Annotated in this window: 24 protein-coding genes and 1 other annotated feature; of the genes, 13 read left to right on the forward strand and 11 right to left on the reverse strand. The window is 58.1% G+C overall.

Annotated features, from left to right (window positions below; translation table 11 throughout):
• Positions 1-26: 26 nt before the first annotated feature.
• Positions 27-941, reverse strand: a complete 915-nt coding sequence (locus C7J97_RS06975; RefSeq protein ID WP_005920298.1) for a MetQ/NlpA family ABC transporter substrate-binding protein — start codon at positions 939-941, stop codon at positions 27-29.
• A gap of 889 nt (positions 942-1,830) precedes the next feature.
• On the opposite strand from C7J97_RS06975, the gene C7J97_RS06980 reads away from it, so the two are divergent.
• Positions 1,831-2,622: a threonine/serine exporter family protein gene (locus C7J97_RS06980; RefSeq protein WP_055186150.1), complete on the forward strand. Its 792-nt coding sequence runs from the start codon at positions 1,831-1,833 to the stop codon at positions 2,620-2,622.
• Positions 2,622-3,068 (forward strand): threonine/serine exporter family protein, encoded by a 447-nt coding sequence (locus C7J97_RS06985; protein ID WP_113992441.1) that lies wholly within the window; start codon positions 2,622-2,624, stop codon positions 3,066-3,068. The genes C7J97_RS06980 and C7J97_RS06985 overlap by 1 nt, the downstream gene beginning before the upstream one ends.
• A gap of 299 nt (positions 3,069-3,367) precedes the next feature.
• Here the strand turns inward: C7J97_RS06985 and C7J97_RS06990 are convergent, their stop codons facing one another.
• Positions 3,368-3,946, reverse strand: a complete 579-nt coding sequence (locus C7J97_RS06990) for a twin-arginine translocation signal domain-containing protein (RefSeq protein ID WP_113992410.1) — start codon at positions 3,944-3,946, stop codon at positions 3,368-3,370.
• A 284-nt stretch (positions 3,947-4,230) separates the two neighbouring features.
• Here C7J97_RS06990 and C7J97_RS06995 point away from each other — a divergent pair, with 284 nt between their 5' ends.
• The 4 genes from C7J97_RS06995 (at position 4,231) to C7J97_RS07015 (ending at position 7,482) form a co-directional block, all read left to right on the forward strand.
• Entirely contained in the window at positions 4,231-4,806 is a 576-nt protein-coding gene (locus tag C7J97_RS06995) for a nitroreductase family protein (RefSeq protein ID WP_113992411.1), read from the forward strand.
• 208 nt (positions 4,807-5,014) lie between these two features.
• The gene (locus C7J97_RS07005; protein ID WP_015536901.1) at positions 5,015-5,851 is read left to right on the forward strand and encodes a basic amino acid ABC transporter substrate-binding protein; all 837 of its coding nucleotides are present in this window, start codon (positions 5,015-5,017) and stop codon (positions 5,849-5,851) included.
• A gap of 112 nt (positions 5,852-5,963) precedes the next feature.
• The gene (locus C7J97_RS07010; RefSeq protein ID WP_015536900.1) at positions 5,964-6,728 is read left to right on the forward strand and encodes an amino acid ABC transporter permease; all 765 of its coding nucleotides are present in this window, start codon (positions 5,964-5,966) and stop codon (positions 6,726-6,728) included.
• Complete coding sequence (locus C7J97_RS07015; protein WP_113620865.1) at positions 6,718-7,482, forward strand: amino acid ABC transporter ATP-binding protein; 765 nt, start codon at positions 6,718-6,720, stop codon at positions 7,480-7,482. The genes C7J97_RS07010 and C7J97_RS07015 overlap by 11 nt, the downstream gene beginning before the upstream one ends.
• Positions 7,483-7,554: 72 nt before the next feature.
• Here the strand turns inward: C7J97_RS07015 and leuB are convergent, their stop codons facing one another.
• Genes leuB through C7J97_RS07035 form a run of 4 tightly spaced genes read right to left on the reverse strand, consistent with a single transcriptional unit; the run spans position 7,555 to position 12,107 of the window.
• Complete coding sequence (leuB, locus tag C7J97_RS07020; protein ID WP_113992412.1) at positions 7,555-8,628, reverse strand: 3-isopropylmalate dehydrogenase; 1,074 nt, start codon at positions 8,626-8,628, stop codon at positions 7,555-7,557.
• A gap of 49 nt (positions 8,629-8,677) precedes the next feature.
• Positions 8,678-9,160: a 3-isopropylmalate dehydratase small subunit gene (gene leuD / locus C7J97_RS07025; RefSeq protein WP_113992413.1), complete on the reverse strand. Its 483-nt coding sequence runs from the start codon at positions 9,158-9,160 to the stop codon at positions 8,678-8,680.
• A gap of 18 nt (positions 9,161-9,178) precedes the next feature.
• A complete protein-coding gene (gene leuC, locus C7J97_RS07030; RefSeq protein ID WP_113992414.1) occupies positions 9,179-10,438 on the reverse strand; it encodes a 3-isopropylmalate dehydratase large subunit in 1,260 nt (419 codons plus the stop codon).
• Between the two features lie 16 nt (positions 10,439-10,454).
• On the reverse strand, positions 10,455-12,107 hold the full coding sequence (locus C7J97_RS07035) for a 2-isopropylmalate synthase (RefSeq protein WP_113992415.1): 1,653 nt from the start codon (positions 12,105-12,107) through the stop codon (positions 10,455-10,457).
• A 215-nt stretch (positions 12,108-12,322) separates the two neighbouring features.
• Positions 12,323-12,589, reverse strand: a binding site (T-box leader).
• Positions 12,590-12,908: 319 nt separating this feature from the next.
• On the opposite strand from C7J97_RS07035, the gene ftsH reads away from it, so the two are divergent.
• Complete coding sequence (gene ftsH, locus C7J97_RS07045) at positions 12,909-14,759, forward strand: ATP-dependent zinc metalloprotease FtsH (protein WP_113992416.1); 1,851 nt, start codon at positions 12,909-12,911, stop codon at positions 14,757-14,759.
• A gap of 173 nt (positions 14,760-14,932) precedes the next feature.
• Positions 14,933-15,547: a hypothetical protein gene (locus C7J97_RS07050; RefSeq protein WP_015536894.1), complete on the forward strand. Its 615-nt coding sequence runs from the start codon at positions 14,933-14,935 to the stop codon at positions 15,545-15,547.
• Between the two features lie 178 nt (positions 15,548-15,725).
• On the opposite strand, the gene C7J97_RS07055 is transcribed toward C7J97_RS07050, so the two are convergent.
• The 5 genes from C7J97_RS07055 to C7J97_RS15200 form a co-directional block, all read right to left on the reverse strand.
• Positions 15,726-17,015, reverse strand: coding sequence for an O-acetylhomoserine aminocarboxypropyltransferase/cysteine synthase family protein (locus tag C7J97_RS07055; RefSeq protein ID WP_113992417.1), 1,290 nt, complete (start codon positions 17,013-17,015; stop codon positions 15,726-15,728).
• A gap of 524 nt (positions 17,016-17,539) precedes the next feature.
• Positions 17,540-18,796 (reverse strand): MFS transporter, encoded by a 1,257-nt coding sequence (locus C7J97_RS07060; RefSeq protein WP_113992418.1) that lies wholly within the window; start codon positions 18,794-18,796, stop codon positions 17,540-17,542.
• 41 nt (positions 18,797-18,837) lie between these two features.
• Positions 18,838-19,635, reverse strand: a complete 798-nt coding sequence (locus C7J97_RS07065; protein ID WP_113992419.1) for a zinc dependent phospholipase C family protein — start codon at positions 19,633-19,635, stop codon at positions 18,838-18,840.
• Between the two features lie 237 nt (positions 19,636-19,872).
• On the reverse strand, positions 19,873-20,907 hold the full coding sequence (locus C7J97_RS07070) for an NAD(P)H-dependent glycerol-3-phosphate dehydrogenase (RefSeq protein ID WP_112090397.1): 1,035 nt from the start codon (positions 20,905-20,907) through the stop codon (positions 19,873-19,875).
• A complete protein-coding gene (locus C7J97_RS15200; RefSeq protein ID WP_207657563.1) occupies positions 20,904-21,044 on the reverse strand; it encodes a hypothetical protein in 141 nt (46 codons plus the stop codon). Before C7J97_RS15200 ends, C7J97_RS07070 begins: the two co-directional genes overlap by 4 nt.
• 220 nt (positions 21,045-21,264) lie before the next feature.
• Here C7J97_RS15200 and C7J97_RS07075 point away from each other — a divergent pair, with 220 nt between their 5' ends.
• From C7J97_RS07075 to C7J97_RS07095, 5 genes are all read left to right on the forward strand, one after another.
• Complete coding sequence (locus C7J97_RS07075) at positions 21,265-21,948, forward strand: amino acid ABC transporter permease (protein ID WP_113992420.1); 684 nt, start codon at positions 21,265-21,267, stop codon at positions 21,946-21,948.
• A gap of 19 nt (positions 21,949-21,967) precedes the next feature.
• Entirely contained in the window at positions 21,968-22,768 is an 801-nt protein-coding gene (locus C7J97_RS07080; protein WP_113992421.1) for an amino acid ABC transporter ATP-binding protein, read from the forward strand.
• A 48-nt stretch (positions 22,769-22,816) separates the two neighbouring features.
• Complete coding sequence (locus C7J97_RS07085; protein ID WP_112090394.1) at positions 22,817-23,644, forward strand: transporter substrate-binding domain-containing protein; 828 nt, start codon at positions 22,817-22,819, stop codon at positions 23,642-23,644.
• 264 nt (positions 23,645-23,908) lie between these two features.
• Complete coding sequence (locus tag C7J97_RS07090; protein ID WP_113992422.1) at positions 23,909-24,226, forward strand: PadR family transcriptional regulator; 318 nt, start codon at positions 23,909-23,911, stop codon at positions 24,224-24,226.
• 3 nt (positions 24,227-24,229) lie between these two features.
• Positions 24,230-25,330, forward strand: coding sequence for a DUF1700 domain-containing protein (locus C7J97_RS07095; RefSeq protein ID WP_113992423.1), 1,101 nt, complete (start codon positions 24,230-24,232; stop codon positions 25,328-25,330).
• The last annotated feature ends 20 nt before the right edge of the window (positions 25,331-25,350 follow it).

Consider the following 25,350-nt stretch of genomic DNA (forward strand, 5'->3'; position numbering starts at 1 on the left):
CCTTTAGCTTATCCCTCGATGGTAGATTATCCCTCGATGGGTGCCAGACTGTCCTGCTTGCCGCCGTAGACGCCCATGGGCTCTACGTGAATACCGGCAACAGATACCAGATGGGTACCCTTTTCGGCGTTGAAGTTGTCCAGATACGGCTGATGCTGGAAGTAGTTGGTGTCTACCTGACCGTCCTCGACGATCTGGTTGGGGATCACATAGTCGTCGTACTCCTGGATGTCCAGCGTGATGCCCTTGGCGGCAAGGATCTCCTTGCACACCTCCAGCACCTCGCAGTGGGGAGCGGGAGTAGCGGCGCAGCTGACGGTCTGGCCGTTCAGAGCGTCATAATCCACAGTGGAATCATAGCCGTCGGTGGGGTTCTCCACAACGGACACCACGGAGCCCTTGTAAGTTTCGTCCATGAAGTCCTTCACCTTCTGGCTCTGCAGGGCAGCAGCCAGAGCCTTGATCTTAGGCTCCTCCTGATTGCCGTCCTTGCACACCAGAATGTTGACGTAAGCAGAAGAGCCGTCCTCCATGGCCAGTGCATCGGTCATGGGGTTCAGACCGGCAGAGATGGCGTAGTTGGAGTTGATGACGGCGTAGTCCTCGTCCTGCAGGACGTTGGGCACCTGAGCGGCCTCCACCTCGTCCACGGTGACGTTCAGGGGGTTCTCCTCGATGTCGTTCTTGGTGGCGGTCAGGCCGGCATCTGCCTTCAGCTTGAAGAAGCCGTTCTTCTCCAGCAGGGTCAGGGCGCGGGCCTCATTGGTGGTATCGTTGGGCACAGCCACCTTGATCTTATCCAGCTTAGCTGCGGCAGAGGATGCCACGCTGCCGGATGCAGCGGCGGAAGAAGCAGTGGAAGAAGAACCACCGCAGGCAGTCAGGGCAGCGGCTGCGGCTGCCACACCGGTAACTTTCAGAAAATCGCGACGAGTAATCATAGTTTTGTTCCCTCTCTATTGTTCTCTATTATGTACTGCGACCCGCACGGCACCTTTCCGCGCGCGGCCTTGAACGGATGAATGAAAAAATGCCCCCGTCCTTACGAGCCTTAGACTCTGCAAGGACGGAGGCATGAACATACTTCCGTGGTACCACCTTGGTTCACTGTATCCTTACGGATACAGCCTCGATGCTGCGGCAGCGTGTACTGCTTACAGCCGGACGCTGTAACGGGCGCATCCCGTTGCGGGCTTAGCACTCCTGCGCCTCGTCCGCACGGCTCCGAGACCATTTTCAGCTTCCTGTTTCCTGCCCTTTTCCACCGCCCGGGCTCTCTGGTAAGGATCAATGCGAAGGCCTACTCTTCTCTTCACAGCCATTTTTGTGATATTGACACTATAATAAACCCATCGGCGGCATTTGTCAACACCTTCAACGAAGTTTTTGGGTAGGGATATGGCTTCCGGCCTTTTGCCGCGCCCGTTTTGCTTGACAATGCGCACAAAAAGGGTTATACTATAACTACAAAAGGCACTGCGACAAGCGGTTGGCCCTTTAGGTTTTTAGTTTAACTTTTATCCAAAGAAAAACCGTCACCTGTGGGGGGTGGCGGTTTTTACTTTCTTACCTTGATCGTAAACGTAAATCCAAACAAGTGGAATGTCAAAGTAATAGGCATGTTCTCACCTCCTTCCGGAAGTGAGAGCCAACCGCCTGCCGTATGTGCAGTACCTTTCGATCGCTTTTCAGCGACAGGATGATTATAACATATTCCGACCCTTTTCGCAAGAAAGCTCTGGTGTTTCCAGAGCTTTTTATTATACGCCCTTGTATGCGGCTGGTGCACATGATAAAATAGGGTATCATCTTTTGCAAGGAGAGCAGGCAATGAACAGCAGAGACCCTTTTCCCGATGAAGAGCTGCGCCGCCGCATCATGGATTTTATCATGGCCGCAGGGCAGACCCTGCTGGAAAACGGCGCGGAGGTGTTCCGGGTGGAGCAGACCATGGAGATCATGGCGCGCAGCTTCCATTTGCGGGAGTTCCACGTTTATGTGCTGACCAACGGCATTTTTGCCAGTGCCGGCACTGCCGAGATCAGCGAGGTGCGCAACGTACCGGTGCGCACCACCCATCTGGGGCGGGTGGCGGCGGTGAACGAGCTTTCCCGCCAGATCGCCCAGACCGGGATGACCTTGGATGAAGCCGAGAGCCGTCTGGTGCTGGCGCGGCAGCTGCCCTTCCCCAAAGATCACGTGCAGCTGCTGTCCGGGCTGTGCGGGGCGTTCTGCTTTGCCATGATGTTCGGCGGCAACCTGCGCAGTGCACTGGCAGCTGCCGGGGCGGGACTGGTGGCCAGCTGGTATCTGCTGTGGTGCGGGCGGCATGAAGTGCCCGGCGGCTTCCAGAAGATCAGCACCGCCGCGCTGATCACGCTGGTGTGCATTCTGCTGTGCAATCTGCTGCACACTTCTGCAAGCCACGCCATCATCGGTACGCTGATGATTTTGACCCCGGGCATCGCCTTTACCATGGGCATCCGGGACTTTGTGCAGGGCGACTACCTTTCCGGCACCATCCGCATGATCGACGCTTTGCTCATTGCCGCCAGCATTGCCATAGGCACCGGCCTTGTACTGCGGCTGTACACGGTATTTACGGGGGTGGTCGTGGTATGATGTCCCTTACTGCTGCACAACTCAGCGAGCTGACGGCGCAGTTTTTTCTGGCCGGGCTGGGCACGCTGAGTTTTGCCATTCTGTTTGCGTGCCCCCGGCGCTGCCTGCCTTACTGCGCACTGGTGGGTGCTGTGGGCTGGCTGTGGTATGAACTGCTGACCCTGCTGGGCGCAGACGCCGCCACGGCCTCCCTGCTGGCGGTCATTCCGCTGACCATCCTTACCCGCGTGTTTGCCATCACCCAAAAAACGCCGGTCACGGTGTTTTTGCTGACCGGCATTTTCCCGCTTGTGCCGGGCGCGGGCATCTACTACACCGCCTACTACTTCATCCAGAACGAAAACGCCCTTGCCCTTGCCAAGGGCATCAGCACCTTTAAAATTGCGGTGGCGCTGGCTATCGGCATCAGTCTGGTGCTGTGCGTGCCGCTGCCGAAGAGGAAGTAAGACGGCGTTTTACCCCCTCAGTCACGCCTGACGGCGTGCCAGCTCCCCCAAGGGGACGCCTTTGGGCTATGCCGGAAACTTTACCGCCGCTGCGAAAGCCGTCCCCTTGAGGGCTGACTTCCCCCGGCCGGGGGAAGATGTCGCGTAGCGACAAAAGGGGGAGTGTGGCAAAGCCGCAGGCTTTGACGGAAGGGGCTGCACGCTGCTGGAAAAGCGGTAGAACTGACTATAAGCACAAAAAAGGACGGCAGTCATACGACTGCCGTCCTTTCTATCGTCACGCAACGAGTATTCTACAATCACACGTGCTGAATTGCAAACATCATATCAGCGCTGATGGGATAATCCACATCTGCCTCATATGCACCCGGGAAAAACTCATAGCCCTCAGGCAGTTTGATCTGACCAATGCGAATAGTAGTTGCATCCTTGGCAACAGTGACCTTAACAATCTTCTTAGGGTCTTCGCCCAGAGTCGGGTTCGTCACATGCAACGTGACTTCAACTTCCTTGGTAGCGTAGGTCACATCAGTCACAAAGACGATGATGTACTCGCCCTTAGAGGCATCCTTGCGAATCTCGACGACTGCCTTTTCGTTCTCCAGATGGTAACCTTCGGGCAACAGCTTCTTATCGATGTCAGCAACCTTCACAGAGTCCTCGGTCTTCAGAACATCAATCTTGGCAGTCTCACCCACAACCACGGTCTCGCCATTGCCTTTGTCTGCCATAAAGATGACCATCACAGGACGAGTGGTCACTTCAGGAATCACAGGAACATCCTCCTTGGAGCAGCCAGCCAGCACGCCAGCAGCAGCAACAGCCAGAGTAGCGACACCTGCGCCCTTCAGGAACTGACGACGAGAGATATTAGACATAATAATCAACCTCACAATCTTTCTTTCAAGCACGCCTTACACTGCATGTAATGCGTTTACACCTATATAATACCTTTACCTACCCCCCATTGTCAAGTATTTCATGGAAACATTCACCAAAAAAATACAAGGATACAAGAATAAGTGTCACTATCCTTTACAATACAGCCGCCGTATCCGCAAAAAACCACGCCGCAGCCATTGCTGTGCGCCGGTGCATCTGTTATACTTTATATATAGTTTTTTCCGTTTTTGTATTTTACCGGATAAAGGAGCGATTTATAATGTCTGTTATGGAACTTCTGACCGCCCGCCGCACCTACCGCCGGTTTGCCCAAAAGGCCGTGCCGCAGGATGTGGTGGACGATATCGTACAGGCCGTGCGACTGTCCTCCTGCGGGGCAAACCGGCAGGCGGTGCGTCTGGTGCTGGTGCAAAGCCCGGAGATGGTGGCCAAGGTACAGCCGCTGGTCAAATGGGCTGGCTATCTGCCGCCAGAGCAGGGCACGCCCAAGGCGGACGAGCTGCCCACCTTTTATGCAGCTGTGGTGCAGGATACCGCCATCCCCGGCGACCTTGCCACCGACACCGGCATTGCGCTGGCAAACATGACCCTTGCCGCATGGGACAAGGGCGTGGGCAGCTGCATCATGGGCGCAATCAATAAGCCCGCCCTGACCGCGCTGCTGGGCATCGAGGAGCCGCAGAAGCTGGCCTTTATGGTGGCTTTTGGCTACCCCACCCACAAAGCCCGCATCGTCCCCATGACCGAGCAGACCGGTGTAAAGTACTATCTGGACGAAAACCGCGACTACTGCGTTCCTAAGCGCAGCGCGGAGGAGATCGCAAGAAGCCTGTAAATAACGGTTTATACTGCATATATTCATACGTTTTCTCCGTTATTGCATAAATGTTTGCAAAATCGTTTCAATTTCACGGATTATTATGCACAAGTATTGACTTTTTGTTTTGTACAAACTATACTAAGTGCGTTCCCCGAAAGCGCGATGAATCGCATCCCATCGGGGCAAGGCAAACTATATTGCATAGATTGAGGAGTGTTTGAATATGAAAAAGATCTCTCGCCGCAGCTTCATGGCTGCCGCTGCTGTTTCCGTTGCTGCTCTGGCTCTGACCGCCTGCGGTGGTTCCGCAAGCTCTGCTGCTTCCTCTGTGGCAAGCTCTGCCGCTTCCTCCGAGGCTGTTTCTTCCGCCGCTGCCGCTGAGCTGACCACCGTGGAGGCTGGTAAGCTGACCATGGCCACCAACGCCACCTTCCCTCCGTACGAGATGACCACCGACTCCGGTGAGATCGAGGGCATCGATGTGGACACCGCCAAGGCCATTGCTGAAAAGCTGGGTCTGGAGCTGCAGATCGATGACATGGAGTTTGATGCCGCACTGCTCAGCGTGCAGCAGGGCAAGGCCGACATCGTGATGGCTGGCGTTACCGTGACCGACGAGCGCAAGGCTGTGATGGACTTCTCCGACAGCTACGCCACCGGCATCCAGTCCATCATCGTGCCCAACGATTCCGACATTGCTTCTCCCGACGATCTGGCCGGCAAGAAGATCGGCACCCAGCGCGGCACCACCGGCTACATCTACTGCTCCGATGACTTCGGCGAGGACTCTGTTGTGGCCTACGACAGCGGCCTGACCGCTGTGCAGGCACTGAACAACGGTCAGGTGGATGCAGTGGTCATCGACAACGCTCCCGCTACGGAGTACGTTGCCGCCAACCCCGGCCTGAAGGTGCTGGACACCAGCTACGCCGAGGAGGATTACGCCATCGGCATGGCAAAGGGTTCTGCACTGGAGGACGCTGTCAACAAGGCTCTGGAGGAGCTGAAGGCTGACGGCACCCTGCAGGCCATCGTGGACAAGTACATCAACGCAAACTAAGCTGCGTGCCCTGTACCATTTCCGTACCCAAGGAGGCGCCCCGCTCCGGGGCACCTCTTTTTTTAGAAAAAAGTGGTTACAATTTATTGACAAACAGAAAGCGAGGATGTGAATGGCTGCGCAATACGAACTGCTCAAAGAGCTGCTCAACAGCGGCACAAAGCTAAGCTTTGAACAGGATTTCTTTTTCAAGTTTTATCAGGCCTTTCTGCTGAAGGACCGCTGGATGCAGTACATCAGCGGTGTGGGCACCACCCTGCTGGTCACCGCACTGGCGCTGGCGCTGGGCGTGGTGCTGGGCAGCGTGGTGGCGCTGGTGCGCGTGACCCACGACCAGCAGCGCCCCGGCCACAAAAACGCGGTGCTGGGCTTTTTTAACGCGGTGTGTCAGGTGTACACCACCATCATCCGCGGCACGCCCATGATGGTGCAGCTGCTGATCATGAGTATGGTCATTTTTGCCAACAGCCGCAACTTTACCATGGTAGGTGCGCTGACCTTAGGCATCAACTCTGGCGCGTATGTATCCGAGATCATCCGCGGCGGCCTGATGGCTGTGGACCCCGGCCAGATGGAAGCCGGACGCAGCCTTGGCCTGAACTACATGACCACCATGGTGGTCATCATCATCCCGCAGGCCATCCGTGCGGTGCTGCCTGCACTGGGCAACGAGTTCATCATTCTGCTCAAGGATACTTCCCTGATCACCACCATCGGCGGCAAGGAGCTGCTGTATGCTGCACAGGGCATTATGAACCGTACCTACGACGCCATGTTCCCCCTGCTGGGCGTTGCATTGATCTACCTGATCCTTGTTATGCTGTTTACATGGCTGCTGAGCAAGTTTGAGAGGAGGCTGGCACAAAGTGACCGATAAGATTTTGGAAGTACGCGGCCTGACCAAGACCTATGGCGGCGTAAAGAAGCGCGGCGCAAAAAAGGCCGACCCCACGCTGGACGTGCTGAAGGGCATCGACCTTGATATCTACCGCGGCGACGTGGTTTGCCTGATCGGCCCTTCCGGCTGCGGCAAGTCCACCTTTCTGCGCTGCCTGAACCGGCTGGAGACCCCCTCCTCCGGCTCTATCAAGTTTGAAGGCGTGGAGGTGGACGAAGCGCACATCGACCCCGTGCGCCAGAAGATGGGCATGGTGTTCCAGCACTTCAACCTGTTCCCCCACCTGACCGTGAAAAAGAACCTTGAGCTGGCACCCAGCCTGCTGAAGCTAAAGGACAAAGAGGCCATCTCTGCCCGTGCAGACGAGCTGCTGGCCCGCGTAGGTCTGGCCGACAAGGCCAACGTCTACCCCAAGAGCCTGTCCGGTGGTCAGCAGCAGCGCATAGCCATCGCCCGCGCGCTGGCTATGGACCCGGACGTGATCCTGTTCGACGAGCCCACCAGCGCCCTTGACCCCGAGATGGTGGGCGAGGTGCTGGAGCTGATGAAGGAGCTGGCACACACCGGCATCACCATGCTGGTGGTCACCCATGAGATGGGCTTTGCCCGCGAGGTGTCCAACCGGGTCATCTTCATCGACGATGGCAAGATTCAGGAGGACGAGCCGCCGCAGGAGCTGTTCACCAACCCCAAGCACCCCCGCCTGAAAGCCTTCCTCTCCAAGATGCTGTAATAATATATAAAATTCAAGCCCGGAAGGTCGGTAGACCTTTCGGGCTTGTTTCATTAAAAATAGTGCTGCGGCTTAAAGCTCTGCCAGAATGGCGTTGCCCATGGCGGTGCAGCCAAGGCAGGTGCAGCCATCGCTCATGTTGTCGGCTGTGCGCAGACCCTTGTCCAGCACACGGCTCACAGCGTTCTCAATGGCATCGGCTTCCTCTGCCATGCCAAAGGAGTACCGCAGCATCATGGCGGCGGACAGGATGCAGGCAGTGGGGTTTACGATGTCCTTGCCTGCAATATCCGGGGCCGAGCCGTGAATGGGCTCGTACAGGCCCCGGGTGCCGTCGCCAAGGCTGGAGGACGGGATCATACCGATGGAACCGGTGATCATAGAAGCCTCGTCCGACAGGATGTCGCCGAACATATTCTCGGTGACGATCACGTCAAACTGCGCAGGGTTCTTCACGATCTGCATAGCGCAGTTGTCCACGAACATCTCGCTGTACTCCACGTCCGGGTACTCGGCCTGCAGCCGGTGCATCACAGTGCGCCACAGGCGGCTGGTGTCCAGCACGTTGGCCTTGTCCACACAGCACAGCTTTTTGCGGCGCTTGCGGGCAGTCTCGAAGCCGATGCGGCCAATGCGCTCGATCTCGTGCTCCGCATAGGGCATGGTGTCCACGGCCTGCTTTTCGCCGTTTTCCAGCGTGTGGGTCTGGTGCTGGCCGAAGTACACGCCGCCGATCAGCTCCCGCACAATGATAAAGTCAATGCCCTGTGCCACGATCTCGGGCTTTAAGGGGCTGGCAGGCGCCAGCTGCGGCCAGATCTTGGCGGGGCGGTTGTTGGCGTACAGCCCCATGCCGGCGCGCAGCCGCAGCAGGCCCTTTTCTGGCCGCTGCTCCCCGGGCAGGCCCTCCCATTTGGGGCCGCCTACCGCGCCCAGCAGCACGCTGTCGGCGGCAAGACACTTGTCCAGCTCGTGCTGGGGCAGCGGGTCGCCGTACTTGTCAATGGCCTCGCCGCCCATGGCGGCAGCGGTGTAGTGGAAGGTATGGCCGTACTTTTCAGCCACCTTATCCAGCACCCGGAGGGTCTGCTTTACGATCTCCGGGCTGGAGCAATCGCCCCAGATGACAGCAATATTTTTTTCCATGAGGTACTCCTTTTATGCTCCAAACACATTTTCACGGATGGGGATGGGCTTATTTCTGGATTGCCTTCATCAGGCCGCCGGCGGAGATGATGTTCTGGATAAAGGGCGGGAAGGGCTCGGCGTGGAACACCTTGCCGTTGGTCTCGTCGGTGATGACGCCGGTGTCAAAATCCACCCGAACGGTGTTCCCTGCCTCGATGGCGTCCACAGCCTCCGGGCATTCCATGATGGGCAGGCCGATGTTGATGCTATTGCGGTAAAAGATGCGGGCAAAGCTTTTGGCAATGACCACCGCGATGCCGGCAGTCTTGATGCACAGGGGTGCGTGCTCGCGGGAGGAGCCGCAGCCAAAGTTCCAGCCGCCCACCATGATATCACCGGGCTGCACCCGGTTCACAAAATCCTTGTCGATATCCTCCATGCAGTGGCTGGCAAGCTCCTTGGCGTCCTGTGTGTTCAGGTGGCGTGCCGGGATGATGACATCGGTATCCACGTTATCCGGGTATTTGAAAACAGAACCTCTTGCGTTCATGCTCATGCTCCTTTCGGGTCAGACCGTGCGCGGGTCGGTGATGTAGCCGGTCAGGGCGCTGGCGGCGGCGGTGGCGGGAGAAGCTAGATAGACCTCACTGTCCACATGACCCATGCGTCCCACAAAGTTGCGGTTGGTGGTGGAAACGCAGCGCTCGCCCGCTGCCAGAATGCCCATGTAGCCGCCCAGACAGGGGCCGCAGGTGGGGGTGGATACGATGCAGCCCGCATCGATAAAGGCGGTAGTCCAGCCCCGCAGGATGCACTCCTTATAAACAGCCATGGTGGCGGGGATGATGATGCCGCGCACGCCCTTGGCGATGTGCTTGCCCTTGAGGATGTTGTAGGCGGCTTCCATATCCTCCAGGCGGCCGTTGGTGCAGCTGCCGATGACCACCTGATCGATCTTGATGTCCTTGCCCTCGCTGGCAACATGGGTATTCTCGGGCAGGTGGGGGTAGCTGACGGTGGGCTCCAGTGCGCTGAGGTCGATCTCGATGGTCTTTTCGTACACGGCATCGGGGTCAGCTTCGTAGAACACCGGCGGGCGCTGGCTGCGGCCTGCAAGGTAAGCCTTGGTCACCTCGTCCACCGGGAAGATGCCGTTCTTGGCACCGGCCTCAATGGCCATATTGCAGATGCACAGGCGGTCGTCCATGGTCAGGCCAGCCACGCCCGGGCCGGTGAACTCCATAGACTTATACAGTGCGCCGTCCACACCGATCATACCGATGATGTGCAAAATCAGGTCTTTGCCGGATACCCGGGGATTAAATTTGCCGGTAAGCACAAACTTGATGGCAGAGGGCACCTTGAACCATGCCATGCCGGTGGCCATGCCAGCGGCCATATCGGTAGAGCCTACACCGGTGGAGAAAGCACCCAGCGCACCGTAGGTACAGGTGTGGCTGTCCGCGCCGATCACGCAGTCACCGGCGGTGACGATGCCTTTTTCCGGCAGCAGCGCGTGCTCAATGCCCATCTGGCCGACATCGTAGAAGTTGAGGATATCGTATTTATTGGAGAACTCCCGGCACTGCTTGGACTGGGTAGCACTCTTGATATCCTTATTGGGTACAAAGTGGTCCAGCACGATAGCGATATGCTCTTTATCAAACACGCGGTCGAAACCGGCGCGTTCAAACTCGTTGATGGCCACCGGGGTGGTGATATCGTTGCCCAGCACAATGTCCAACTTTGCGTTGATGAGCTGGCCTGCCTTGACCTCCGGCAGTCCGGCGTGTGCGGCAAGGATCTTCTGCGTCAGGGTCATTCCCATGGTAGTTTTCTCCTTTTTATCGATTGTTGATTGCGCTGACAAGGGCGCGGATACCGGCCACGATAATGTCGGTGTCGGTACCGGCACCCCATGTGACCGTGTTGTCTCCCCAGACAAGGCCTACATAGGAGGCTGCGCGGGAGGTAGAGCCCTCGTCCAAGCTGTGCTCAGAGTAGTTTTCCAGATGGAAGTCCATACCGGTGGCACTCTGGATAGCGTTGGCTACGGCATCCAGACGGCCGTTGCCCACCGAGGTGACCACCTTGCGCTGCCCGTTCAGCTCCAGCGTGACTGTGGCGGTAATGCCGTTTACCTGTGCAAAGTGGGCTTCCACCACGTTCAGCGGCTTTGCACGGTTGAGGTAGGTATCCTCGAAGATGTACAGCACCTCGGCGGCGCTCAGCTCCTTGTGGCTGTGGTCGGACACGCTCTTGACCTTGTAGCCCAGCGCCTCCCGCATCTTGGGGGGCAGATTGTAGCCGTAGTTCTGTTCCAGCACAAAACCGATGCCGCCCTTGCCGCTCTGGCTGTTGATGCGGATGACATCGGCGTCGTAGGTGCGGCCGATGTCGTGGGGGTCCACCGGGATGTAGGGACAGGTCCAGCGGTGTTCGCCGGTCTGCTTGCGGTACGCCATGCCCTTTGCAATGGCGTCCTGATGGCTGCCAGAGAAGGCGGCAAACACCAGCTGTCCGGCGTAGGGGGTACGCTCGTAGATGTGCATCCGGGTCACCCGCTCGTAGGTGGCGCAGATAGCGGGCATATCCGAGAAGTCCAGCTTGGGGTCTACGCCGTGGCTGTACATATTCATGGCCAGCGTCACAGCGTCCACATTGCCGGTGCGCTCGCCGTTGCCAAACAGGCAGCACTCCACGCGCTGTGCGCCCGCCAGCACTGCCAGCTCTGCGCAGGCCACGCCGGTGCCGCGGTCGTTGTGGGGGTGGGTGGAGATGATCACGCTGTCGCGGTATTTCAGGTGCTTGTCGCAATACTCGATCTGGTTGGCGTACACATGGGGCATACTCATCTCCACGGTCACCGGCAGGTTGATGATCATGGGGCGCTCCGGGGTGGGCTGCATGATATCCAGCACAGCGTTGCACACCTCTACGGCGTAATCCACCTCGGTGCCGGTAAAGCTTTCGGGGCTGTACTCAAACAGGAAGTTGCCCTCGTACTCCTCACTGAGCTGCTTGACCAGCTTTGCACCGTCCACGGCGATCTGCTTGATCTCCTCTTTGGACTTGTGGAACACCTGCTCCCGCTGTGCCACGGAGGTGGAGTTGTAGAAGTGGATCACCGCCCGGGGTGCGCCCTTGACCGCCTCGAAGGTGCGGCGGATGATGTGGTCGCGGCACTGGGTCAGCACCTGCACGGTGACATCGGCGGGAATCATATTCTTTTCGATCAGGGTGCGTAGGAACTCGTACTCGGTCTCACTGGCGGCGGGGAAGCCCACCTCGATCTCCTTGAAGCCGATCTTCACCAGCATCTGGAAGAACTCCAGCTTTTCTGCAAGGCTCATGGGCACGATCAGCGCCTGATTGCCGTCCCGCAGATCCACGCTGCACCATGCGGGAGCCTTTTCAATATGGTCTTTTTTTACCCAGTTGTCATAACCGGCGGGTACCGGGTAGTACCCCGGTGCGTACTTGGTAGCGTCCATCATCCTGTTGTCCTCCTGATGTTGTGGTGCATAAAAAAGCACCCCTTCCGTCTGCTCGTTTCACTCGCATCCATCTTCCCCAAGGGGACGGCTTTCCGGAATGCGGTAAAGTTTGCGGTATTGCCCAAAGGCACCCCCTTGGGGGAGCTGGCATCGCGTAGCGATGCCTGAAGGGGTATCCGCATACAAAAAGGCTCCCGTCTTTCAAGGCGAAAACCTTGAGAGACGAGAGCCTGTAAATTGCTTTTACAGGGCACCCGTGGTACCACTCTCCTTGCTGTACGGTCAGGTACAGCCACTTTGCACGATCGGCCAAAACAGCGAATCGCTGCCCCTGTAACGGTGGGCGTCCGTCAGAACCTACTTGTCCGTTCAGTTCTGCCGCTCAGGGGCCAGTATCCGAAGCCCTCTGCACCCGCCTTGCACCACCCGGCGGCTCTCTGCACGCAGAAGAAAGATCGTTTTATCCCCGTCAACGCATTTGCACTTTGTTGAAAGTGAGATAATTTTAGCACGCCTGCCAGAAAGTGTCAAGAAGTTTCGTTCAGGATAAAGATGAAAGCATTTCATAATGCCATGGGGTAAATCATGCAAAATTGAGGTCGTTGCTTCCCTGCCCCCTCATCCGGCAAGCCCTTTGCGCACCTATAATATGGTAACTGAGCGGCTTTAGCCCTCTTTGTTAAGAAACTGCTAAGTTTTTGCAAAGTTGCCCTCGCTGCGCTGTTGCTAGGCGGTAAGGTGTGGTATACTGGACGCAGCAAACGGGTGGAAGCCCACTTTATATAGAAGGAGGAACATCCCATGAAAGAAGTCAAGCCATCCAAAAAGCCGCTGGCTATCTACTATGCCATCGTGTTGCTGGTGCTGCTGGTCATCAACCTTGTGGTCATGCCGTGGCTGGCCGAGCGTCAGGTGCAGGAGGTAGACTACGGCACCTTTATGAGCATGACCGAGCAGGAAAACATCGGCAAGGTGGATATCCAGTCCAACCAGATCATTTTTACGGATAAGGACAACAAGCAGATCTACAAGACCGGCCTGATGAACGACCCCAGTCTGACCGAGCGCCTGTACGACGCAGGTGCACAGTTCTCCAGCGAGATCGTGGAGCAGGGTTCGCCGGTGCTCAGCTTTTTGCTGTGGTTCGTGCTGCCCATCCTGCTGTTCAGCTTCATCGGCAACCAGATGAACAAAAAGCTGATGGAAAAGGCAGGCGGCGGCCCGGGCTCCATGATGTTTGGCGGCGCGGGCAAATCCAACGCAAAGGTGTATGTGCAGTCCACCCACGGCATCCGCTTTGCGGATGTGGCCGGTGAGGACGAAGCCAAGGAGAACCTGCAGGAGATCGTCAATTATCTGCACGACCCCAAGCAGTATGAGGAGATCGGCGCTTCCATGCCCAAGGGCATTCTGCTGGTAGGCCCTCCGGGCACCGGTAAGACCATGCTTGCCAAGGCCGTGGCAGGTGAATCCAACGTGCCCTTCTTCTCCATCTCCGGCTCGGAGTTCGTGGAGATGTTCGTGGGCATGGGTGCCTCCAAGGTGCGTGACCTGTTCAAGCAGGCCAAAGAAAAAGCACCCTGCATCGTGTTCATTGATGAGATCGATGCCATTGGCCAGAAGCGCAACAGCGGCCAGTTTGGCGGCAACGACGAACGCGAGCAGACCCTGAACCAGCTGCTTACCGAGATGGACGGTTTTGAGGGCAACACCGGTGTCATCATTCTGGCGGCTACCAACCGCCCGGATTCCCTCGACCCTGCCCTGACCCGTCCCGGCCGGTTTGACCGCCGTGTGCCCGTGGAGCTGCCCGACCTGAAGGGCCGCGAAGAGATCTTGAGGGTACACGCCAAAAAGGTGAAGATCGCCCCGGGTGTGGACTTCAACACCGTGGCACGCATGGCCTCCGGTGCCTCCGGCGCAGAGCTGGCCAACATTGTGAACGAAGCCGCCCTGCGTGCCGTGCGGGCGGGTCGCAAGAGCGTGACGCAGGCCGACCTTGAGGAGAGCATCGAGGTGGTCATTGCCGGCTACCAGAAGAAGAACTCCATCCTGACCGACCACGAAAAGTGCATCGTAGCCTACCACGAGATCGGCCATGCCCTTGTGGCAGCCAAGCAGTCCAACTCTGCCCCGGTGCAGAAGATCACCATCATTCCCCGCACCTCCGGCGCACTGGGCTACACCATGCAGGTGGACGAGGGCAACCACTACCTGATGAACAAGGCCGAGCTGGAAAACAAAATCGCCACCCTGACCGGCGGCCGCGCCGCCGAGGAGGTAGCCTTCAATTCTATCACCACCGGCGCGTCTAACGATATCGAGCAGGCCACCAAACTTGCCCGCGCCATGCTGACCCGCTACGGCATGAGCGATGAATTTGACATGGTGGCGCTGGAGACCGTGAACAACCAGTATCTGGGCGGCGATACCTCGCTGGCCTGCAGTGCCCAGACCCAGCGCGAGATCGATCAGAAGGTGGTAGAGCTGGTCAAGACCCAGCACGAAAAGGCCATCCGCATCCTGACCGAGAACCGCGCCAAACTGGACGAGCTGGCACAGTACCTGTACCAGAAGGAGACCATCACCGGCGAGGAGTTCATGGATATCCTCAACCGCGACGACACCGAAAATAAACCAGAAAATCCCTGAAAATAAAAATTTTTGAATCTTTTGCAATAATCCGGCCGCCGTATCCGTTTACAAAGCAGATACGGCGGTTTTCCATTGTGGATGCGCCGCAGCTGAACCATGGTTCCAAAAAAGATTATGATGCAAAAAAACAAGGCAGTCCCTGCGGCTGCCGTTTTCAGGAGGTATTTCCTATGAAGATGCTGAACAAAAAGTTTGTCCGTACCCTGAGCTGTGCCGCTGTGGCGGTGTGTGCCGCTGCCATGCTGAGCGTGGGTGCCTTTGCCGCCGAGGTGGATTCCACCTGTGTGGAGGGCTATCTGCCCCCGCAGGAGCAGATGGTGCAGGGCGACATCGCACTGCACAGCGGTGACGTTGCCGTGGGCGAAAAAGACCCCAGCTACGGCGGTTACGGTGCCCCGGAGGGCAACCCCATTCAGGGCAACATTATGCTGATCTCCGGCGATGAGCTGGCCGACACCGCCAAGACCGAGGCGCGCTACACCGTCAAGGGTCTGCTGGGCAAGCAGCTGTTGTACACCGCCCGCCAGAAGGACGGCGTGCTGACGCTGGACGTCCCCGCCGAGGTGGCTACCTTCCGCACCACCATCGAGGATATGCAGACCCTGCAGGCCAACGGCGTGAAAACGCTGGTGCTGGTGACCGAGAAGAACACCACCACCCTGAACCTCTCGCTGCTGTGCGAGGGACAGAAGTCCGGCACCCGCGTCACCCTGCGGCACCTGGGCAGCAACGCTACCCTCTCTGTGGGTCTGCGCTGCCGCCGCGACCTGCTGATCGGCCGCTAATCGGAAAAACGGCAGTATAATTTGTGGTTCAGAAACGCCCACAGGCGTTTCTGAACCACTTTTTTTAATGATGACAAGACCCCCGGCGGGCAGCCGGGGGGCTTGTCGCACACTTATGGAGACTTGGACAGGAATAAAAGGAAGATCACATTCCCTTTGCGGGAAAGAGAATCGATGCTTACTTGCCGCGGACGGCTGCAAAGCCGGCTTCCAGATCGGCAAGGATATCATCAATGTGCTCGGTGCCGATGGACAGGCGGATGGTGTTCTGGTAGATCTGCTGCTCGGCCAGTTCGGCATCGGTCAGCTGGCTGTGGGTGGTGGAGGCCGGGTGGATGACAAGGCTCTTCACGTCCGCTACGTTGGCCAGCAGAGAGAAGATCTTCAGGTTATCAATGAAGGTAAAGGCCTCCTCGCGGCCGCCCTTGATGTTAAAGGTAAAGATGGATGCGCCGCCGTTGGGGAAGTACTTCTGGTACAGGGCGTGATCCGGGTGATCCGGCAGCGAGGGATGGTTCACCTTTTCCACCTGCGGGTGGTTGGCAAGGAACTCCACCACCTTTTTGGTGTTCTCCACATGACGCTCAATGCGCAGGCTCAGCGTCTCGGTGCCCTGCAGCAGCAGGAAGGCGTTGAAGGGGGAGATGGTAGCGCCGGTATCACGCAGCAGGATAGCGCGGATGTAGGTGACAAAAGCGGCAGGGCCTGCGGCATCCGCAAAGGAGACGCCGTGGTAGCTGGGGTTCGGGGCGGCAATGTTGGGGTAACGGCCGCTGGCCTTCCAGTCGAAGTTGCCGCTGTCCACGATGATGCCGCCCAGCGTGGTGCCGTGGCCGCCGATGAACTTGGTAGCAGAGTGCACCACGATGTCTGCGCCGTGCTCGATGGGACGGATGAGGTATGGGGTGCCGAAGGTGTTATCAATGACCAGCGGCAGGCCGTGCTTGTGGGCAATGGCGGCAATGGCATCAATATCCGGGATATCGCTGTTGGGGTTGCCCAGCATCTCCAGATACACAGCCTTGGTGTTGGGCTGGATAGCGGCCTCCACCTGTGCAAGGTCGTGGGCATCCACAAAGGTGGTGTTGACGCCGAACTGGGTCAGGGTGTGAGCCAGCAGGTTGTAGCTGCCGCCGTAGATGGTGTTTTGTGCCACGATGTGGTCACCGGCCTGTGCCAGTGCCTGAATGGTGTAGGTGATGGCGGCTGCACCGGAAGCGGTAGCCAGTGCTGCCACGCCGCCCTCCAGCGCTGCGATGCGCTTTTCGAACACATCCTGCGTGGAGTTGGTCAGACGGCCGTAGATGTTGCCTGCATCGGCCAGACCGAAACGGTCGGCGGCGTGCTGGCTGTTGCGGAACACATAAGACGTAGTCTGGTAGATGGGCACCGCACGGGCATCGGTGGTGGGGTCGGCCTGCTCCTGACCGACATGAAGCTGCAGGGTCTCAAATTTATATTCAGACATTGTTATTTGCCTCTCTTAATATACTAAAAGTATTATTGTTGTGTACAAAAAATCCCGATGCGTTTTCAAAGGCGCACCGGGCAGTGTGGTCTACCGGAGCTGCTGCTGTCACATTCGGGTGCACATTCGCGCAGCCGAGGGCAACATACAGTACACATCCGATGCCGGTGCCCGGTGGGTATGCATTCGCCCACAGCGATAATTCGCGTGCAGCAGTTCTTTCCAGATCAGCTTCATCTTTGTGCCCTCCTTCCGGTAAAACTTTTCCATCCCTCTATGTACCACCCGCCGGAGAACCTCTGTTTCATTTCCCTACAAGACTGGTGGATTGGATGTTTGCATTATATCCCGTTCTACCTAGTTTGTCAATAGGTTAATTCCACTTTTTTCAAGGATGTATTTTTTGCATGATAATTTTGCCCGTACCGCCCCGCCCGACAGCATTTTGTACAGCGCCCCCTCTGAACAAAAACGAAGCCCGGAACGTCTGCGGACGCTCCGGGCTTCGTTTTTTCATAAAATGGTCAGACCTGCTTTGTCTCTTCCGTCCGGGTGGAAATGCCGAACAGTACAAAGCCGATGACAAACAGGATGGCAATGGAGCCCACACCCACGTTGGCGCTGCCGGTCAGCTGGCTGCCCACGCTGACGATCATAGTGCCAAGGAAGGAGGCACCCTTGCCGCAGATATCGAACAGACCGAAGTATTCGCCGGATTTTTCCTGCGGGATGATCTTGGCAAAGTGGCTGCGGCTCAGTGCCTGCACACCGCCCTGGAACATACCCACCACCACGGCCAGCACCCAGAACTGCCACTGACTCTTCAGGAAGAAGGCAAAGACGGCAATGCCGGTATAGGCCGCGATGCACACCGGGATCAGGGTCTTGGATTCATATTTCTGGCTCAGGCGGCCAAAGATCAGCGCCGAAGGGAAGGCCACGATCTGGGTGACCAGCAGCGCCAGCAGCAAACCGGTGGTGTCCAGCCCCAGTGCCGTGCCGTAGGCGGTGGCCATATCAATGATGGTATACACGCCGTCAATGTAGCAGAAGAAGGCCAGCAGGAACCAGAACACCTGCTTGTCCTGCGGCAGATGCTTCAAGGTCTGCCCGATGCGCACAAAACTCTGGCGGATGGCGTGCTGCTCCACCTCCACATAGTTGATCTGGCGGTATTTTTTCAGCAGCGGCAGGGTGACCGCCAGCCACCACACAGCAGTAATGACCAGCGCGATAGACAGCGCGGTCATCTGGCTGAGCCCCACTGCGCTGCTGCCCAGCACCAGCGCCAGACAGACCACAAAGGGCACGCAGCTGCCGATATAGCCCCACGCGTACCCGCGGGAGGACACCATGTCCATCCGCTCCGGGGTGGTCACATCGCCCAGCATGGAGTCGTAGAACACCAGACTGCCGGAGTAGCCGATTTTGGCAATGATAAAAATGACCAGAAAGGCCAGCCAAGTGCCCGCCAGACCCATAGCGCAGCAGCCGACAACACCCACAAAGAGGCAGAGCATGAAGATAGGCTTTTTAAAGCCCTTGGTGTCGGCCAGCGTGCCCAGAATGGGGCCCAGAATGGCGGTGACCACCGTAACGATGGAGCTTGCGTAGCCCCAGTAGGCCAGATAGTCCACCTTGCTCACCCCACCGGCCTCGGCCAGTGCATTGAAGAAGATGGGCACCAGCGTGGCGATCATCAGCACAAAGGCCGAGTTGCCCACATCGTATAAGATCCATGACCGCTCCAGCGGTGTCACCTTGAATTTTTCAGTTTTCATCGTATTCCCTTTTCCCCTTGCACCGCCGGACGGTGCGTTTTTTAAAATTCCCCAAAGGTGTGGTCGTAGGCGGCGTCCAGCGGCTCGTCCGTGTCCAGCTTTGCCACATACTCTAAGATCAACCGCTCTGCCAGCGGCAAAGCCTTGGCGTACAGCGCATCCAGCTTGCGGTTGCTCTCGGTGCACTGTGGGTTCGGCTGCGGGTTTGCCACAAGGCCGTGCATTCCATCGTACTTGCCCAGCACCTTCATGCCGGTCAGCACCACCCAGCGCTTGACCGGGTTCGAGGCTTGCAGCACCTTATGCACCATGATCATCCCCTTCAGGGATTCCAGCGCGGTCTGCTCCGAGATATCCTTGTAGAACGGCGCAATGACCCGGGCGTTCTCTGCGCTGGGGTGGATATGGCTGGCGGTAAAGAAGGTCAGCGGGTCATAGCCGTCCCGGCGCAGCAGCATATTGTCGAACTCGGTCTCGATCTCGCAGTGGGTCACACCACTCTCCCGGGTAAACTGCTCCACAAAGGGGTGGCAGGTGCTGTCCAGCGCAAAATGGCACACAAAACCCAACGCGTAGGCCAGCGCAGCCTCGCGGTCGGCTTCCTCGTGCACCACCCGCCGTGCACGGTCAAAGAACGTTCTGCCCGGCTCGTCGTGCATGGCGTTGCCCAGTGCGGCGACCGGGGTGGACTTTTCTGCATGGTAATAGAACAGCAGATCCGGCCCGTGCAGACCGATATCGTACAGTTCCCGGTGCGCTTCCAGCTTTTCCCGCAGCGGCGCAGGCAGATGATCCAGCACATTTGCGCCAAAGCGGCGGTGTGCGTAGGTAGAGGGCATCTCTCATTCCTCCTTCTTGCAGTGCCAGCGCCCGCCGCCCTGTTCCGGCTGCACTGACCAATAATCCTATCGTTTTCAGTATAGCAGAAAGTTTGCCGACCTTCTACCCTTTTGTGTCTGTTTTCTGTAAAAAGTTTTAATAATTTTGCTGCACTTCCCGCCGCTCCCCCAAACAGAAAAGGGACCTCCTGAAATGCCCGCGGGCATTTCAGGAGGTCCCTTTCTAATCATTCAGGTTCACACACTCTCATAGCCCTGCGGCATCTCGCTCTTGCGGTCGCGGGACATCAGGTTGCGCAGCGCGTCGCTGGCGCTCATGCCCTCCTTGACGATGGCGTTCACCGTCTGGGCGATGGGCATTTCCACATGGTACTTCTCCGCCAGTTCCATAGCGGCGGGCAGGGCGTTGATGCCCTCCACCACCATGCCGACCTCCTTCACGGCCTGCTCCGGGCTTTCGCCCTTGCCGATCAGGATACCGGCGCGGTTGTTGCGGCTGTGCATACTGGTGGCGGTAACGATCAGGTCGCCGATACCGGCCAGACCCGCAAAGGTCTGGACATTGCAGCCCATGGCCACGCCCAGCCGGGCGATCTCGGCAATGCCGCGGGTGATCAGGGCGGCGCGGGCGTTATCACCGTAGCCAAGGCCGGTGGAGATGCCAACGCCCAGCGCGATAACGTTCTTCATGGCACCGCTCAGCTCCACGCCCTTGATATCAGAGTTGGTGTACACGCGCATACAGGTGTTGCTGAACACCTCCTGCACCACCTCGGCAGCTTCCAGATCCGGGCTGGCGGAAACGATGGTGGTGGGCAGATCCAGCGCCACCTCCTCGGCGTGGGTGGGGCCGCTGAGCGCCACCAGACGCACCGCACGGGGGCCGTTCTCGTGGCTCAGCTCGTCGGCAAGGATCTCGGTCATGGTATATAAGGTATCGGGCTCAATGCCCTTTGCCACGTCCACAATGATCTGTCCGGAGCGGATATAAGGCCGCGCCTTGGCTGCCGTGGAGCGCACGAACACCGACGGCACTGCAAACAGCAGCACGTCCTTGCCGGTGCACACTTCCTCTATGCTTTTGGTAAAACGCAGTTCCTGCGGGATGACCATCCCCGGCAGATTGGGGTGTACCCGGGTGGCGGAAAGGTTGTCCACCTCGGCTTCAATAGCCGACCACACCTGCACATCGTTGCCGCTGACAGTCAGCATCCGTGCCAGAGCCATGCCCCAGGTGCCTGCACCCAGAACACCAATACTAAACTTTTTCACGTTCGTATCCTCCGTGTCTGCACCGGGCAGGAGCTCCTGCCGGTGGATTTGCGCCGCGCCGGGCCGTTGCCCCGCAGCTGCGCACTGTTATGTTCATTGTACACGAAAGCACCCACAGCGTCAAGCATCTGCCGCATTGCACAAATATTTAACAAGTTTATGCAATTTTTCGGTCACATCACGCGTTTTGTGCAAACCGTTTGCGCTGCGGGGCATTTCATGCTATTATAGTATTCTGGTAGGTTTTGTAGGGATTGGTGATTCAGTCTCTTGACTTTGACCCTACTTTAAGGTATATACTGCTTTAGCCGGCAAAGGCTTTGCCGGTCTGCGTATTTTTATTTTGAGGAAAAACCAATGTTTGAAGCACTTTTATCCAACCGCACGGTCGGCGTGCTGGTGGAGGCGCTGCCCCGCATCCTGACGGCAGGCCTGACCATGACCATTCCGCTGACCCTTCTCTCCTTCTTTTTTGCCATGCTCATCGCGGTGGCGGTAGCGCTGGTACAGTACGCCAATGTGCCGGTGCTGCGGCAGATCGCCCGGTTCTATATCTGGGTCATCCGGGGCACACCGCTGCTGGTGCAGCTGTTCATCATCTTTTACGGTCTGCCCAGCGTGGGCATCATGCTGGACGCCTTTCCGGCGGCGGTCATCGCCTTCGCCTTCAACGAGGGTGCCTACTGCGCCGAGACCATGCGCGGTGCGCTGGAAAGCGTGCCGCAGGGGCAGCTGGAAGCCGGGTACTGTGTGGGCATGAGCTGGTGGCAGATCATGCGCCGCATCGTGCTGCCGCAGGCGCTGCGCACCGCCGTGCCTGCGCTGTCCAACTCCCTCATCGGTATGATCAAGGACACCTCGCTGGCGTCCAACATCACGGTGGCAGAGCTGTTCATGGCTGGGCAGCGGGTAGCCGCCCGCACCTACATCTTTTTGCCCATCTACTGCGAGGTGGCTGTGGTGTATCTGCTGTTCTGTACCGTCATCACCAAGCTGCAGGCGCTGCTGGAACGTCAGCTCAACGCCCGCGGCTTCCAGTAAAAAGAGAGGGTGAGCACTTATGGCTATGCTTGAGATCCGCAATGTGCAAAAAACTTTCCGCACCTACGCAAAGCCCGGCTTTTTCCACCGCCCCGGTGCGCGGAAGGTCGTCAGTGAGCTGCCCGTGTTGCGCGGGGTAGACCTGACCGTGGAAAAAGGCGATGTGGTGGCCATTCTTGGGCCGTCCGGCTCCGGCAAGACCACCCTGCTGCGCTGTTTGAACTTTCTGGAAACCGCCGATGCCGGGCAGCTGGTATTTGACGGCGAAAGCTTCGACCTTGCCCATGCCAGCCGCGCCGACATTGCCCGGCTGCGCAAAAAGACCGCCTTTGTGTTCCAGAACTACAACCTGTTCCGCAACAAGACCGCCCTGCAGAACGTGACCGAGGGGCTCATTGTGGCGCGGAAGCTGCCCAAGGAGCAGGCGGATGAAATCGGCATGAAGATGCTTGCCAAGGTAGGCCTTGCCGACCGCGCCGACTACTACCCCCGCCAGCTTTCCGGCGGGCAGCAGCAGCGGGTGGCGATTGCCCGCGCCCTTGCCGCCGACCCGGAGATCATCTATTTTGACGAGCCCACCAGCGCCCTTGACCCGGAGCTGACCGGCGAGGTGCTCAGCGTGATGCGGCAGCTGGCCGAAGAGGGCATGACCATGCTGGTGGTCACTCACGAGATGGGCTTTGCCCGCAACGTTTCCTCCAAGACCGTGTTTATGGAAAACGGCGTGGTGGTGGAGCAGGCACCCTCTCAGCAGTTCTTTGCATCCCCCAAGGAGGAGCGCACCCGAGCTTTCCTGCGCAGGATCGCCCATACGGAATAAAACCACTTCTCTTTTTGCATTTTTTACGACAGAAAGGAATATTTACTTATGAAACGCAGAACCTTTATTTCTCTGATGGGTGTTATGGCCGCAGCCGGGGTGCTGGGCCTGACCGGCTGCTCTTCCAAGGACACTGCCGCCAGTACTGCCAGTTCCGCAACGCTGAATAAGCTGGACAGCATCCAGAAGAGCGGCAAGCTGGTGGTAGCGCTGGAGGGCGCATGGCAGCCGTGGAGCTACCATGATTCCTCCGACACGCTGGTGGGCTACGATGTGGAGGTATCCCGCGCCATTGCCGAAAAGCTGGGCGTGGAGCCGGAGTATGTGGAGAGCGACTGGGACAGCCTGTTTGCCGGTCTGGACGCAGGCCGCTACGACATGGTGTGCAACGGCGTGGAAGTGACCGAGGAGCGTGCCAAGACCTACGCTTTCACCACCCCCTACGGCTACATCCACACTGCTCTGGCTGTGCGCAAGGACAATACCGACATTACCAGCTTTGAGGACCTGAAGGGCAAGACCACCGCCAACAGTCTGGCTTCCACTTACATGGAGCTGGCCGAAAGCTACGGTGCTACCGTGCAGGGCATCGACACGCTGGAGGAGACCATCCAGCTGCTGACTGCAGGCCGCATTGACGCCACCCTGAACGCGGACGTTTCCTTCTACGACTACCTGAACGTCCACCCGGACGCAGACTTCAAGCTGGTGGCGCAGACCGCCGAGGCTTCTCATGTGGCCATCCCGGTGCTCAAGAGCGAGGACACCGCCTATCTGGACGCGCTGAATACTGCTATTGAGGAGCTGCGCGCCGACGGCACCTTAAAGACCCTGAGCGAAAAGTACTTCGGACAGGATATCTCTTCTGAAAACTAAGAAGCTCGACCCTCTCAGTCTGCTCACTTCGTTCGCATCCAGCTCCCCCGAAAGGGGGAGCTTTTTTGTTAGGAACGAACTCCCTCTGGCGAAACCGGAAACTTTGCACTTGCACCAGAAACTGTACCGCCATGTCAAAGGCGCCCCCTTGGGGGAGCTGACGCCGCAGGCGGCTGAAGGGGTAAACTCCCTATTGACTTATGCAATATTATATGATATATAATATTATAGAAGCACGCCATATCGAAAGGAGGCTGTTCCTGCATGAGTTTTCCCATCAGTGCCGCGCTGCTGGACGCCATTGTACTGTCCGTGGTGGCGCAGGAGCCGGAAGGTACCTACGGCTACAAGATCACCCAACAGGTCACCCACACGCTGGAACTGAGCGAATCCACCCTGTACCCGGTGCTGCGCCGGCTGCAGAAAGACCAACTGCTCACGGTCTACGATGCGCCTTTCAATGGCCGCAACCGCCGCTATTATCAGATCACCTCCGCTGGGCGGGAGCAGCTTGCCGCCTACGCGCAGGAGTGGAGCCGCTACCGTTCTTCCATTGACACATTTTTCAGAGAGGTGGAATGATCTATGACCCGTACTGCATTTCTTGCTGCGCTGGAGCAGCTTCTGGCTCCCTTGCCGGAGTCCGAGCGCAAGGACGCTTTGAGTTATTACGAGGATTATCTGGATGCCGCCGGGCCGGAAAACGAAGCCCGCGCCATTGCGGAGTTGGGCAGCCCGGAGGAGGTCGCCCGCAAGATTCTGGACGAGCAAAGCCCGCAAGGCGCCTCTGCCGCCCCGGCATCCCCTGCCCCGCGTTCCCGCTGGCGCATGGTGCTGGGCGGCGGGCTGGCGGTGCTGGTGCTGGCCTGCTTTTTCTTCCAGCATTCCAAAGCCACCCCGGTGCAGCCGGTCGAGCCTGCGTCCTCGGCAGCGGATAGCAGCTCTGTCCCGGAGGAGGCCAGCAGCAGCTACCTCGCTGTTCTGGCCGATACCGTCCCCCTCACCATTCCTGCTGATGACCTTGGGGAAAGCACCCTGCAGATCCCGCTGGAAAAGCTGGATCAGGAACTGAAGCTCAGCCTGAACTACGGCTCTGTGACCTTTGTCACCGACCCGTCCCTTACCTCGGACAAATACGCCACCTTCCAGTTCGACAACTTCCCGCATTCGCCGGTTCTGCGCACCACCGGCGGGGATGGCCGTACTACCCTGACCTTTGAAATGCCGGAAAACTGGCAGGTAGCCGAGGATGCCCCCGAAGCCATGCTCACCGTCACCATTCCGGCAGACGCCCTCACCCGGCTGCTCATCAGCTTGGAGACCGGCGATGTCCGCCTTGCGCCCATGCAGCTGAAAACGCTGACTGTTGCGCTGACCAATGGCAGTCTGCGTGCCGAAAACCTGACCGTGACCCGCGACCTGCTGATCGAGCTTCCTGCTGGCAAATGTATGATCGATCACCTTTCCATTGCGGAATACGCCAGTATCGCTGCAACCTACTGCATCCGCCTGCATCTGGATGGCGACCCCGCCGACTACACGACCGACGCCCGCACGGATGACGTTGTACGCATCGGCAATAAGGAATATGATAAACGCTATACCTCTTCCGGTTCCAACGGGACCCTGAATCTTTACGCCAAAGGGCTGATTTATCTAAACGTTGACGAACAACGCCCTGCATAACAGAAAGCGCCCCTCTTCCA

It is taken from the genome of Faecalibacterium prausnitzii (assembly GCF_003324185.1).
GTDB lineage: Bacteria > Bacillota > Clostridia > Oscillospirales > Ruminococcaceae > Faecalibacterium > Faecalibacterium prausnitzii.